Genomic DNA, 14,210 nt, shown 5'->3' on the forward strand with positions numbered 1-14,210 from the left:
TTACTGCTCTTTTAGGCTGGAAATAGAAAACGGTAAACTGACAAAATCAGCTTCACTCTGTTTCTCGAATATAGCAATTGCCTGACTGATAGCATTGCTGTCTATATTGTCATCGAATTGCCACTGCCAACCGCTTTGTGTCACTCGCCCCGTTCCACTAAAACTGCCATCTAAGCTAACAAACCATGCGCTTGAAGCCCCAAGGTAAAGTTGCTTAACAAGTATCTGGTCGTTTTCATTATTAGCTATGGGCATTTGAACAACAGAAATTCGCTGGTCAAATTCAGCTAATTTCGATAGTCGTGCCAGGTTCCCCTGCAATTGAATGGAAGATTCTGCAGCACTATCCAACTCACCAATATCCTGTTGCCAAGCTTGCTTCACCGGTGGCGGTAAAGTTTCATCTAAGCCATTTAGTTGATTGGTTAACAAACCAATTTGTTGTTCCAATATCCCTTGCTCTTGTTCTAACCTCGTCTGCTCTTCAGCTAATGCCAAGCGCTGCTTTTCAACTTGAGAAGAATCCCCTTTTTTCTCCGATAGCATGGTTAAAAGCTGCTCTTTTTCCAGCTCAAGCAATCGCATTCTCTGGGTTAACAAAGGTTGCTGTTGTTGCCACTCCGATTCCAGAGCATTTATTTGGCGTTCAATTCCTAACCATTGATTCACCATAGTTTCAACTTTACTAATTTCTTGCCCATACAAATGACTAGACAATAAACAGCCAACTACCACTGGTATTCTATGATCTACCAGCTTATTTAATTTAAATCTCATGATTACCGTCGCTCTTCACTTTTATTTCCTACCGAAGCCCGTGCCTCATCGTGTCGACATCAAAATAAAAGATTGATTTATCACCGATATCCTCATTCTGACAGAAACGAACACAAGTGTAAATAACCATGCGAATGATAATTACTTGCATTTAGATTTATCATAAAATAAGCTTACTCCACCTTGAGTTATCTACTCAACACAAAAAAACAAACCACACATAATTAACAATGGAGAACATAAATGACTGCAGTACAACACGCAGCGGTAAAAGATAAATTCGCCCGCAATGCGATTACTTTGGCTTTGAGCGCTTTATTACCAATGGGAGTTGCCCACGCTCAAGAGGTGCAGGAACTAGCGATTTCACAGGCAACGGCACAATCTGAAGAAAATTATAAAGTAGAGAGCTCTACTTCTGTAAAGTACACGCAGCCGCTGTTGGATACAGCTAAGTCAATTACTGTTATTCCTCAGTCTGTCATGAAAGATCGCAACGTTGATAGCTTGCGTTCTGCCTTGCGCAATGTACCGGGCATTTCCATGGCCGCTGGTGAAGGTGGCACACCCACTGGGGATAGCATGTCTATTCGTGGTTTCAACGCGGCAAATAATATTTTAATTGATGGCGTTCGTGATATCGCCGGCTATTCACGGGATATTTATAATATTGAAGCTGTTGAAGTAGCGAAAGGCCCAGGTGCCGCTATTTATGGCCGTGGCGCTGCAGGTGGGGCAATAAACCTGCAAACGAAAACCGCCACTCTTGATGAATTTGCTGATGTTAGTCTCAGATTAGGCACCGAAAATGATTACCGAGCACAAGTTGACGCTAACTTGACCCTTGGTGACACTTCAGCTTTGCGTATCAACGCATTATTAGACGATGGAGATGTAGCAGGTCGAAACTATGTTAACAACAGCAATAATGCCATTGCTATGTCATTTGCTACCGGTTTAGGCACAAATTCTCGTTTCAGCGTGAATGGCGACTATCAAAAACAAGATAACCTTCCCGACTATGGCATGCCTTGGGTATCTAACAGTGCCACATCCGATCCCGTTGCCGAATTAGCTGACTACGAAGGTGGCCCTTCAAACGCCGATTTCGATAATTTCTACGGTAATATTTATCGTGACTTCGAGGACATTAAGGGTCAGTCATTAACCGCTAAATACGAGTATGATGTAGATAGTTCCACGACTTTACGGGCTTTAGTTAGAACCGGCTCTATCGAACGTCAATCTGTTGTGACCGCTCCTAGGTTTATCAGTTTAACCACCAGCACGGATGTGCGCCTGAGTGATGAAAAAACCCGCGACACCAAAGATTCGATGACCGTTTTTCAAGGTGACCTAATCGGCAGTTACCAATTAGGCAATATTAAACATGATATTGCGACTGGCATAGAAATAAGCCAAGAAAAATTTGAGCGTTGGAATTTTGAAGCCATTGTGCCTGATAACCTCAATGATACCCCTGAATTGGTCGATTTATACAACCCAGATGCCGCGGTAGAGTTTACCGGACAATATGCCCGTACCGATAAAAGTAACGAAGCCACTGGTGACACCAAGGCTATTTATGTATTTGATACCATCACCTTAGATCCACAGTGGCAACTAACCCTTGGTCTTCGTTGGGATAGCTTTGAAACTGAGTATTACTATGACCTAGATGGTGATGACCCAAGTGTTAAATTGAATGCGAAAAATGACGAATTAAGTTGGAACGCTGGCGTCGTTTATAAACCGGATGCAAGCAGTAGTATATATTTAAGCGCAGGCAACTCATTTAGTCCATCCGCTGAAGATTTAACCGCATCCACTAGAAGTAACAGCAATCAGAATGACCTAGATCCAGAAGAAACCCTCAGCTATGAACTAGGCTATAAGTGGGAGATGTATGACGGTAAATTATTTGGTAATGCCGCTATTTTTAGAAGCGAAAAAACCAATGCACTTACCGATGACCCTTTCTTCGAGGGAGATGAAAGTGGCTATGATACTCTAAATGGTAAACAACGAGTTGATGGTATTGAACTGGGGCTGGCAGGCAACCTAACCGACGAATTATCAATTATCGTAGCCTATACATATCAAGATAGTGAAGTAGTTAATGCTGAAGGTGATGATGAATCACAAATCGGCTATGAATTACCCCGCACTCCTCGAAACTCATATAGCCTATGGGGTCGCTACGATTATTCAGATGCCTTAGCTTTTGGTCTAGGGGCGCAATATATGGGTAAGCGATACAACAGCAGTACACCTGAAAGTCGTGAAGCTGCTGACAGTTACTTGATCTGGGATATGATGGTATCGTACCAAGCTACTGAAAAATTAAGCCTCCAGTTGAATGGTAGTAACCTGACAGATGAAGACTATGTTGATCAATTAGCCGGCGGTCATTACATTCCTGGAGAAGGACGATATTTAAGTGTGACTGCAAACTATCAATTTTAATCGTCTACTTTATAGCGAATTAAAATAACCAAATAGAGTTAAACTAGAACCGACTTGTAAGAGTCGGTTTTGCAATTTTAGGAAAGCCTAGATGTTATTAAAAATACCCGCTGTTTTAAGCAAACAACAGGTTGAAACCGCAAGAAAAGCGCTTCTAGAAGCCCAGTGGTCAGATGGCAATATCACTGCGGGTTACCAAAGTGCGAAAACCAAAAATAACCTACAATTACCGGGTGATTCTCAGGTTGCTCGCGAATTAGGTGATGTTATTTTAGCGGCACTAGCACAAAATAACTTGTTTATGTCAGCGGCATTACCGAATAAAATTTTCCCGCCATTGTTTAACTGTTACCAAGGAGGTCAATCCTTTGGTACTCATGTCGACAACGCAATTCGCCAAGTGCCCGGCACGCCGGTAAAAGTAAGAACCGACCTTTCCATGACCATATTTTTATCTGAGCCTGATGAATATGAAGGCGGAGAACTGGTTATGGAAGACACTTTTGGCTCCCAGCGAATTAAACTCGCGGCAGGTGATATGGTGCTCTACCCTTCCACCAGCTTACATCGCGTTACTCCGGTAACCAAAGGACGACGTTTAGCCTCATTTTTCTGGCTACAAAGCATGGTCTCCAGCGATGAAAAACGCAGCATTTTGTTCGATATGGACATGGCAATCCAAGCTTTACGCAATAAACTCGATGACAGCCCGGAAATAGTCCAGCTCACAGGGGTTTATCACAACTTGCTTAGGCAGTGGGCCCAAACATAAAATTCCCATCAGCCATGGGTATCAAATCGTCCGCGCGGGGCTAAAGCACCCGCCTACAATCCCTCTGTAGCATGGTCTTTAGGCCATAGACACAAAAAGCCACCACCGCGGGGCTAAAGCACCCGCCTACAATCACCCCTGAAGCATGGTCTTTAGGCCATAGACACAAAAAACCACCATCGCGGGGCTAAAGCACCCGCCTACAATCACCCCTGTAGCATGGTCTTTAGGCCATAGACACAAAAAACCATCATCGCGGGGCTAAAGCACCCGCCTACAATCGCCCCTGTAGCATGGCCTTTAGGCCATAGACACAAAAACCACCATCGCGGGGCTAAAGCACCCGCCTACAATCGCCCCTGTAGCATGGCCTTTAGGCCATGAATTATTAATGCATTATTTTTTTTGCAATTCTTAATCAAATTTTTTCTGAATTGCTAATTTTATGCTCCATTCTATATCAGCTTTTATTTTGACAACGCCATAGCTATTGTGTATAAAATAATCTTATACGTGAGTATTCAAGTAATAAATAACGTATTTTATCTAGTTTTAAAACACACACATTTGTTAACACACCCAGTACTGGGCATTTACCGTTCACACATAAAAACTCTAATAATTAGGAAGGTATTACAACATGAGACACCACAAAATCGCCCTCGCTGTTGCTGCAACTCTAAGTCTAGGAATTACGTCCACCGCCATTGCGCAAGAAAGTGGTGTTTTTGAAAAAATTCAAGTGACGGCAAAGAAAAAATCCCAGGACTTGCAAGACGTTAGTGTCTCTGTCACCGCTTTTTCAGGTGATGCATTACGCGAACTCAATATGACCGACAGCGTTGATATTTCAGCGCAAACCCCGGGATTAAATATAGGTACACCTGTGGGTGAAGGTAATAATCCGTCTATTTCTTTACGCGGTGTGGGACTTAACGATTTCAATGACAACAACGAAGGCCCTATAGCGGTGTACCGTGATGAAGTATACCAATCAGCCATGCCAGGTTTGACCTTTCAATTATTCGACTTAGAACGTGTTGAAGTATTAAGAGGCCCGCAAGGTACATTGTATGGCAGAAATGCCACAGGCGGATTAGTCCACTTTATTTCCAATGCCCCCACTGAAGATACCGAAGTTTTGTTCGATTTAACCGTAGCAGAATACAATCAAATTAAAACTGAAGCAGCTGTTGGTGGCAGTTTAACAGACTCAATACAAGCACGACTTGCCATTGCAACAAACAATCACGACGGTTACGTGGAAAATAGAATTGGAAAAGATGCCAATGAAGCGGATAGTCGAGCTTATCGCTTGCAAGTCAACTTTGATATCACTGATGACTTTTCAGCGCTGTTGAATGTGCATGGCGGTAAATCCAATACCAACGCGCCTCAATACCAACATTTAGCAACGGATGACGGTGCTGGAAATTCTACCTCTGATTTTTATGGTTACGCAGATACAGATGGCGATAAATACGCAGGTGAATATAACCGACAAGGCGTATTAGATATAGATTCCGATGGCCTTTCTTTAAAATTAAACTGGGATAATGCTGATTATACCTTCACCTCAATCACCGCCATTGAAAACGTTGAAAAGCTCCATCAGGAAGATACGGATGTAGGGCCTTACAGTGGATTGATCCCCCAATTTGCTTCAAAAAACGAACAGTTCAGCCAAGAGTTTAGATTAAGTGGTTCAGCCGAGTCATTTGACTGGATAGTAGGGGCGTATTATTTTGAAAATGAAGTTAACGGCGCTTTGAATTTAGATATCAACTACCCTGGCCCTCTTATTGATGCCATTACTGGCGCACCGGAAGGCACATTTGGTCCAGATTTAGTGCCGTTCGTGAGCTACGATATCGACTATGATCAAGACACAGAGTCCTACGGTTTATTCGGTCAAATAGAGAAACCGCTAACCGATAAACTAACCTTGACCCTTGGCCTACGTTACACGTCTGAAGAACGCAGCATGGACTATCAAAACCTGGCAACGTCAAATCCTGATGCCGTGGTGAACTCATGTCTTATACCGGCCGGAGATGTGTGTGGTTTAGTGGGTGACACAAGCTATCCTGGAACCGACTACTATTTTAACTTTACTGATCAAAATCCAGCTGCAGCAGGCCTGACAACCATTGATGATGATAACATTTCAGGGCAAATTGGACTTGATTACAAAGTAAGCAAAGATACTTTGGTATTCTTCAATATTGCCAATGGTTTTAAAAGTGGCGGTTTCAACGGTGGATTTCTTGACTTCACCGACGGCGTAACAGAAGAAGACGTAGCGTTTGACTCAGAAGAACTGACAAGCTACGAAGCTGGCATAAAAACCACCTTAGCCAGTGGTGATGTGAGAATAAACAGCAGTGTTTTCTATTATGATTATAAGAATTATCAAGCTCTAACATTTGCTGGATTAAGTCAATTTATCAATAATTCTGATGCAACTTTGCAGGGCCTTGATGTTGAAGTTACTTGGGTGCCAGGCGACAACTGGGATATTAAACTAGGAGCTAGTTTACTCGATACCGAAATTGAAAGTGTGGTTGTGCGCGGCGTTGGAACGGTAGAAGATCGCGAAATGGTACTTGCACCGAAATATACTGTGAATGGTATCGTTAGGTACCAAGCAACAGACGAGATTTCTGCGCAATTGGATTTCAATCATCAAGGTGAACAATTCTTCGACATCACCAATAGTGAAATATCAAATGAGGACTCTTACACCGTATTCAATGCACGTGTTGGCTATCAACTAAATGATAACTGGAAAGTGTCTGCTTTTGTGAAAAATATCACAGACGAAGAATATAGAGTGTATAGTTTTGACTTCACCCAAAGCGCCGGTTTTATCCAAGAATTCTACGCAAGACCAAGATGGGTAGGTGTTAACATTCAATACAACTACTACTAAAACGACACCAAAAGTAGATGTAACAAACCATAGTGACGGATGTTCCTTATTAGCGTTCACGCAAAATGGGGTCATCCGTTAAATTGTAAATAGTCAAACATTGCTGCGGTTAGGATTAAAACGATATGTTTATGAAAATCAAGCCCCCTACAAAACTACTCACTAGCGTCATAATTTCAGTACTTGTGGCTGGCTGTTCAACAAGTCCAGAAATAACACAAGAAGCGCCAGCTCAAGGGTCAAATACACACCAAGAAAATGCTGCTATTAGCACACAGATAGATCCCAGCTTACCTCCCTTACCAATTGAAAAAACCGGTAATGTAGAAGTTTTACCCGCTCAATATCCCGAAAGCTGGATGTTCGTGGATGAAGCAAGCTTTACCAGTATGTTCGGCGGAAAAGTCATCATTTTAGACATAAACGAGCCGAAACAATCCAAACGAATAAAAGGTACTGCGGATAAGAATTTGCTCGGTAATTTTGCTGCGGCAAAAACACGACCTGAATTCTATATTGTTGAATCATTCCACAGTCGCGGTAGTCGAGGCCCCAAAATAGATGTGTTGGCCATCTACGATAAAGTGACCTTAGCACCTATCAAAGAAATCACTTTAGAACATACTCGACTGCAGTCTCTGCCAAGACGAGATGCTGTCACATTGTCAGCTGACGAGAAATTTCTCTATATCGCTAATTTTAGCCCTGCAGCCTCTTTCACAGTGGTTAATCTAGACACCCATGAAGTGGTTGATACAGTTGGCACACCTGGTTGTGTTCTACCCTTCCCCACAGGCAAATATAGTGTGACATCACTGTGTAGTAATGGCAGTTTGCTGACCACAGTGCTAGATGAAAATGGCATCAAAGCTTCGCAACAGCGCGTAGCACCATTTTTTGATACTGATAAAACACCGATTTTTGAACGTCCTGCTCATATAGATAACATTGCCTATTTCCCAAGTTTTGAAGGGGATGTACATGCTATCGATTTATCTTCTGAGATAGCAACATACCAAGGAAAATGGAGCCTTGTTACTGAGCAAGAAAAAGCAGCTGGATGGAGACCTGGCGGATTGGCGCTAGTCGACACTGATGAGCAAGGTTTAATGTATGTGATAATGAATCCAAACGGTTTTGATGGATCCCAAACTCACGGCGGCGAGCAAATATGGGTATTTGACGTTAAAACCCAATCTCGCATTGCCACAATCGACGCACCAAACTGGGCGGTATCCGTCGCTGCGACTCGCAGTAAAGAACCTATGTTGGTGGTCTCTAACGGTGAAATGAATCTAGACATTATTAACCCAAGAACGGGTAAGCTTATTAAAACCATAAGTGACTTTGGCAACATCACCCCACTTGTCATTCATAAGGCCTACTAATGAACCTGTTAAACTTTTTATCCGATGCTATTGCATTGTTCTTTATGTGGCTGTTTATACGTGCCGCCAGACATAAATTACAAACCGATAATGCCGAATATTACCAACAGACCTTTGCCGATTATGGTGTTACTCAAACAAAGTTAGCATCTGCATTACGTTACACTCTGGGCTCGTTAGAATTAGTTATTGCAGTGGCTCTAATCTTTGATGGGAGCCGCACTAGTGCCTCAATTGTTGCAGCCTTACTGTTAAGTGCTTACCTTATTGGCATGACTATTCAGCTAATTCAAGGTAAACGAGATATCAGTTGTGGATGCAGTGGCCCGAATTCTCACATAAAAGTCAGTTGGTCTTTGATAATAAGAAATGCGCTATTAGTGCCGTTGGTATTAACCTGCACAATGCCTTCTGCCGGTTTTGCATCCTCCCTGTGGTTCGCCGTACTCATGACAGGGGCTTTTCTGATTTTAACTTATTCTTGCATTGAAAATTTAATCGCTAACGCACAAAAAATCTCCATACTGAGGACCAACTAATGGACTTTATTACTGTTTCAAATAGCGTGTTGTGGATAATTGTTATTCTACAATCGATTGTAATATTCGCATTAACTCGCCAAGTAGGTGTGCTGTTTGAGCGAGTTGCTCCTGCAGGTGCTTTAGCCATGAATCAGACTTTAAAAGTGGGAGAACCTGCACCTAATTTAAGTCTTCAGACATTAGCCTCTACCTTGGTAGATGTGGGCGGAAAATCGAAGACTAACAAATCTCAATTAGTCTTCTTCGTTTCACCCGATTGTCCTGTATGTAAGAGCTTATTACCCGCACTGAAATCTGCCGCTAAATCTGAAAGTGCCTGGATTGATTTAATCCTAGCGAGTGACGGAAAAACACAAGATCACGCCGGTTTTGTGAAGCAATATGGACTTTCTAATTACCCCTACATAGTGTCTGAGTTGTTAGGGAAATCATACGGTGTAGCTAAACTACCCTATGCGGTGGTTATCGATGAATTAGGCAATGTTGCATCTATGGGGATCATCAATTCCAGAGAGCATTTAGATAGCTTATTTGAAGCTAAAGAGCGAAAAATAGCGTCAATCCAAGATTTCATGCAAGGCCAACAAGCCGAAGAACAGTTCGTGGAGGTTAAATAAAATGAAATTTTTAGACCGAATGTTTGAAAAAAAGGCTCGTGAGTTAGCACAAACCAACGGAAGACGAGGATTGCTTAAGAAGCTTGGCGCTACTTTAGTAGGCGCAAGTGCGATTCCATTGCTTCCCGTTGCCAGAGCAGCCGAACCCAAAGGACTACCGCAAGAAGTCGGTGATCCAGGAAGTTGTGACTATTGGCGCTACTGTGCAGTAGACGGATTTTTGTGTGAATGTTGTGGTGGCTCAACTAATTCTTGCCCTCCGGGTACTGAAATGTCACCTATTACCTGGATTGGTACTTGTACTAACCCAGTGGATGGCCGTAATTACGTTATTTCTTACAACGATTGCTGTGGCAAAACTCAGTGCAATACCTGCTTATGTCAACGAGACGAAGGTGACCGCCCATTATATCGTTCAGACAAATCTAACGACGTGAACTGGTGTTTAGGTGCTAGCAGTTCTGTGTATCACTGTTCAACCGCAATCGTGGTTGGTATCGCGTTTGATAAGTAAATGTAGATGAAAAAACATCTTAGTCGTCTGCTGTGGTTATGTTGTTTATTTGGCTTTAGTTGCAATGCCGAAGAAGCCATTAATGAAGCTAGAGCATTGTTTAACTACCAAATGTTATGCCAGGGCTGCCATGTAGGCGATGGCACTGGCGGCAAGGACGTACCGAATTTACAGGGTGCAGTAGGCGTGTTTTTAAATAGCACTGCTGGACGTGAATACTTAATTAAAGTGCCCGGTGCGGCTAACAGTGCATTAAATAGCAAAGATCTTGCTGAGTTGATGAACTGGATGATACCCGTCATGGGAAAAGACAGTGTTCCAGATGACTTTGTGCCCTACACCGAACAAGAAGTCGAAACATTACGACAAGAACCATTAATGGAAGTTGTTGAACATAGAGCTAAGGTGCTGAACCAGATTTTAACCAACAGCACATCAGCAACCACAATAAATTAAACACTTTTTGAGAAAAAAATAATGATGAAAATCTCCTTAAAAAACGTGTCTCTTAATATATTTTTATTAGTCAGTTTTTGTTTGTTAACTGCACAAACTTCTGCCGCCGATAATATCGAAACCTTAACCGCCAACTGTGTTGCTTGTCATGGTGAAAACGGCATTGCTAGTGTCAGCGAATGGCCCAGTTTAGCCGGACAAAAACAAGGCTACCTGTTAGCACAATTAAAAGCGTTTAAAGATGGAAGCCGAGAAAATATGTTAATGACGGGCTTATTAGATAGTATGTCGGAGCAAGACTTGGCCAACATTGCAGAATATTATTCAGACTTGCCCTTCGAAAAAGCAGCGTCTTCATCAATTAATCAAGCCGGCCAAAATGTTCGTGCCAATTGCATTTCATGCCACGGCATGACCGGCCAAACCATAAACGATACCTGGCCTAATTTAGCCGGTCAAAATAAAGGTTATCTTTTACAACAACTTAAAGACTTCAGTAGCAACAAAAGACATTCAATCATCATGAACGTCATTGCTAGCGAGTTAACCGAACAACAAATGAAAGATGTGGCCGAGTATTATGAACAAGTAGGTACGGTGCAATAAATTAAAATCGCGGGGCTAAAGCCACCGCCAACAATCCCCCCTGTAGCATGGCCTTTAGGCCATAGGCCATGGACACTAAAAACTCACCGCCTACACCCCTGTAGCATGGTCTTTAGGCCATAGACACAAAAACCACCACCGCGGGGCTGAAGCACCCACCTACAACGCCCCTGTAGCATGGCCATAGGCCATAGACACAAAAAACCACCACCGCGGGGCTAAAGCCACCGCCTACAATCCACCTGTAGCATGGTCTTTAGGCCATAGGCCATGGACACAAAAAACCTACCACCGCGGGGCTAAAGCACTCGCCTACAATCCACCTGTAGCATGGCCTTTAGGCCATAGGCCATGGACACTAAAAAACCACCGCCGCGGGACTAAAGCCACCGCCTACAATCCACCTGTAGCATGGTCTTTAGGCCATAGGCCATGGACACTAAAAAACCACCACCGCGGGGCTGAAGCCACCGCCTACAATCCACCTGTAGCATGGCCTTTAGGCCATAGGCCATGGACACTAAAAACCCACCGCCGCGGGACTAAAGCCACCGCCTACAACGCCCCTGTAGCATGGCCTTTAGGCCATAGGCCATAGACACAAAAAACCTACCACCGCGGGGCTAAAGCCACCGCCTACAATCCAACCTTAGCGCACGTTATCATAGGCTGAGATCAAGGACGCTTTAAGGCTAGTTGTGGGTCGACCAATCAAAGCAGACAATGTTTTACTGTCGTCTTGCAACCATCCTGAAGCTGCATAATATTCAGTATCAGCTAGCGCAGCGGCGAGGCCTTCTGGTAAACCGGCGTCGACAAGTGCACTTCTAAAAGTGTCCTGATCTAAGTCGACAAAACCAATTTGTGTACCGGTAACAGTACTAATTTCTTCGGCATACTCTTTTAAGGTGAAACCGTCATCGCCCGCCAATTCATAGGTTTTTCCCACTTGAGAATCAGTAGCGATGAGCACAGCGGCAGCGGCTTCTGCATAGTCCTGACGGCTAGCCGTATTGAGTTTACCCTCCTTGGCTGCACCTGCAACTGCTCCCATTTTTAATACTGCGGCTAGGTTGTCAGTGTAGTTTTCTGTATACCACCCATTGCGTAGTAATACATAAGGAGCCTCTTTCGCTTTTAAATAGGCTTCTGTTTGCTTATGTTCTTGATTGAGCAACATTGGTGAAGTATCTGATTTTAGTATACTGGTGTAAGCAATTAACGATACGTTCGCTGACAAGGCTGCATCAATGACCGCTTTGTGCTGTTCGAAACGCTTTCCAAACTCTGTGCCTGAAATAAGTAAGACCTTATCAACACCGGCCAATGCTGGAGTAAGTGTCTCAGCTTGGTTGTAATCAGCCTTCCTCACCTGTACCCCTTTTTCTTTCAATTCAATGGCATTGTTTGGGTTTCGAACCAGCGCGACAATATTCTCTGGTGTTTGCGTTTTAAGTAAAGTATTTATAACTTTTTGGCCTAGTTGGCCGTTGGCACCTGTTACTGCAATCATGGTTAATTCCTCTTCTTGTTTAAACCTTTGGTTAAGTACAAGGAGATTATCCCAGCTTTTATTGTTATGATAAGCAGGTCAATTCAGAATGCACCGTCACGAAAATGAGTACAATAGATTTTTCACACCTCAAAGGTCTCGCCGTTTTTGCCAGCGTGGTAGAAAGTGGTAGTTTCGCAGAAGCAGCAAGGCGACTTCAGTCGAGCCGCTCCCGTGTAAGCGAGCAGGTTGCTACATTGGAAGCCAGCCTCCAGGTTCGATTACTGCAGCGTACTACTCGTCAGTTAATGTTAACCGACGAAGGTAAACGGGTATTTGAACATGCTAAAAAGTGTCATTATATCTTGAATGACATTGACGAAAGCCTATCTGAAACCATTCCACAAGGACGAGTTTCTATTACAGTAACCAATGACATTGCACACAAATTTTTACTTCCTTTGCTACCTGCATTTAAAAAGCGATACCCGAAAATTGACCTCAATATTGTCAGTAGTGACGACAAATTAGATTTAATAGCCAATAACATCGACATGGGATTACGCATTGGTTTACCCCGCGACGATTCACTGGTGGGGCGCGTGTTATATCAGGAACGGTTTTCGATTTATGCAAGCCCTAGTTATATCGAACAAAAAGGACTCCCTGAATCGATTGACGCTCTGAATAAGCACAGATGGATCTTGCTATCTCAACTAAATATGCACACCATGCAATATTTAATGCTCGATAATAAGCCCGTTGAAATAACACCTAAATACTTTGAGTTGTGTAACTCCCCCCATCTTGTACAAGAAATGGTAAAAACAGGCTTAGGCGTGTCAACTTTGCTGCCATCTACGGTAAAAAGTGAAGTGGAAAACGGAGAGCTAGTGCGTATTTTTCCAAGGTTAAGCAGCGAAGTACTGCTTTTCACCTTGGTATACCCTTCTCGAAAACACGTACCCAGCCGAACTCGCGCGCTTATCGATTACCTAATTGAAACCTGCCGATTTAGTGATGCACCAGATTAATACCCTTTGCCTAATTAAACGCACTTCGCGTTGAGTTCAAATTAGGTTTTGTATCATCCAGATTCGAAGATGTGCATTCACCTGTAGCATGGTCTTTAGGCCATGGCATTAAACACAATCACGGGGCTGAAGCACCCGCCTACAAATAAGAGTTCTTCATTGACGGGATCAAAACCCAAATCGCAGGCACAAAAAAACCAACCTTTAGCATGGTCTTTAGGCCATGGACACAAAAACCCACCACCGCGGGGCTAAAGCCACCGCCTACAAATATGGGCGCTCTTCATTAACGGGATCAAAACCCAAATCGCAGGCACAAAAAAACAACCTGTAGCATGGTCTTTAGGCCATAGACACTAAAACCCCACCACCGCGGGGCTGAAGCACCCGCCTACAAATAAGAGTTCTTCATTGACGGGATCAAAACCCAAATCGCAGGCACAAAAAAAACAACCTGTAGCATGGTCTTTAGGCCATGGCATTAAACACAATCACGGGGCTAAACCACCCGCCTGCAAATATGGGCTCTCTTCATTGACGGGATCAAAACCCAAATCGCAGGCACAAAAAAACAACCTGTAGCATGGTCTTTAGGCCATAGACACTAAAACCCC

General features: G+C 43.3%; 12 protein-coding genes. 10 read left to right on the forward strand and 2 right to left on the reverse strand.

Annotated elements, in window-relative coordinates; translation table 11 throughout:
* Nucleotides 1-777: a DUF3450 family protein gene (locus tag Q4574_RS13065; protein WP_303474583.1), complete on the reverse strand. Its 777-nt coding sequence runs from the start codon at nt 775-777 to the stop codon at nt 1-3.
* A gap of 243 nt (nt 778-1,020) precedes the next feature.
* On the opposite strand from Q4574_RS13065, the gene Q4574_RS13070 reads away from it, so the two are divergent.
* The 9 genes from Q4574_RS13070 to Q4574_RS13110 all read left to right on the forward strand — a co-directional run bounded on the left by Q4574_RS13070 (nt 1,021) and on the right by Q4574_RS13110 (nt 11,070).
* Nucleotides 1,021-3,243, forward strand: coding sequence for a TonB-dependent siderophore receptor (locus Q4574_RS13070; RefSeq protein WP_303474584.1), 2,223 nt, complete (start codon nt 1,021-1,023; stop codon nt 3,241-3,243).
* Nucleotides 3,244-3,334: 91 nt separating this feature from the next.
* Nucleotides 3,335-4,015, forward strand: coding sequence for a Fe2+-dependent dioxygenase (locus Q4574_RS13075; RefSeq protein ID WP_303474585.1), 681 nt, complete (start codon nt 3,335-3,337; stop codon nt 4,013-4,015).
* 640 nt (nt 4,016-4,655) lie between these two features.
* Nucleotides 4,656-6,947, forward strand: a complete 2,292-nt coding sequence (locus tag Q4574_RS13080; RefSeq protein ID WP_303474586.1) for a TonB-dependent receptor — start codon at nt 4,656-4,658, stop codon at nt 6,945-6,947.
* Nucleotides 6,948-7,072: 125 nt separating this feature from the next.
* On the forward strand, nt 7,073-8,335 hold the full coding sequence (locus Q4574_RS13085; RefSeq protein ID WP_303474587.1) for an amine dehydrogenase large subunit: 1,263 nt from the start codon (nt 7,073-7,075) through the stop codon (nt 8,333-8,335).
* Nucleotides 8,335-8,874: a MauE/DoxX family redox-associated membrane protein gene (locus Q4574_RS13090; protein ID WP_303474588.1), complete on the forward strand. Its 540-nt coding sequence runs from the start codon at nt 8,335-8,337 to the stop codon at nt 8,872-8,874. The genes Q4574_RS13085 and Q4574_RS13090 overlap by 1 nt, the downstream gene beginning before the upstream one ends.
* Nucleotides 8,874-9,494, forward strand: coding sequence for a redoxin family protein (locus tag Q4574_RS13095; protein ID WP_216049551.1), 621 nt, complete (start codon nt 8,874-8,876; stop codon nt 9,492-9,494). Before Q4574_RS13090 ends, Q4574_RS13095 begins: the two co-directional genes overlap by 1 nt.
* Before the next feature lies 1 nt (nt 9,495).
* A complete protein-coding gene (locus Q4574_RS13100; RefSeq protein ID WP_216049550.1) occupies nt 9,496-10,008 on the forward strand; it encodes a methylamine dehydrogenase light chain in 513 nt (170 codons plus the stop codon).
* A 6-nt stretch (nt 10,009-10,014) separates the two neighbouring features.
* Nucleotides 10,015-10,464, forward strand: coding sequence for a cytochrome c (locus Q4574_RS13105; RefSeq protein ID WP_252729333.1), 450 nt, complete (start codon nt 10,015-10,017; stop codon nt 10,462-10,464).
* 21 nt (nt 10,465-10,485) lie between these two features.
* Nucleotides 10,486-11,070, forward strand: coding sequence for a cytochrome c (locus Q4574_RS13110; RefSeq protein ID WP_303474589.1), 585 nt, complete (start codon nt 10,486-10,488; stop codon nt 11,068-11,070).
* Between the two features lie 649 nt (nt 11,071-11,719).
* On the opposite strand, the gene Q4574_RS13115 is transcribed toward Q4574_RS13110, so the two are convergent.
* Nucleotides 11,720-12,583 carry an SDR family oxidoreductase gene (locus Q4574_RS13115; RefSeq protein ID WP_303474590.1) on the reverse strand — a complete coding sequence of 288 codons (864 nt, stop codon included), beginning with the start codon at nt 12,581-12,583 and terminating at the stop codon, nt 11,720-11,722.
* A gap of 104 nt (nt 12,584-12,687) precedes the next feature.
* On the opposite strand from Q4574_RS13115, the gene Q4574_RS13120 reads away from it, so the two are divergent.
* Nucleotides 12,688-13,596, forward strand: coding sequence for a LysR family transcriptional regulator (locus tag Q4574_RS13120; RefSeq protein WP_303474591.1), 909 nt, complete (start codon nt 12,688-12,690; stop codon nt 13,594-13,596).
* Nucleotides 13,597-14,210 lie beyond the last annotated feature (614 nt).

The sequence above is a fragment of the Aliiglaciecola sp. 3_MG-2023 genome, from assembly GCF_030548205.1.
GTDB lineage: Bacteria > Pseudomonadota > Gammaproteobacteria > Enterobacterales > Alteromonadaceae > Aliiglaciecola.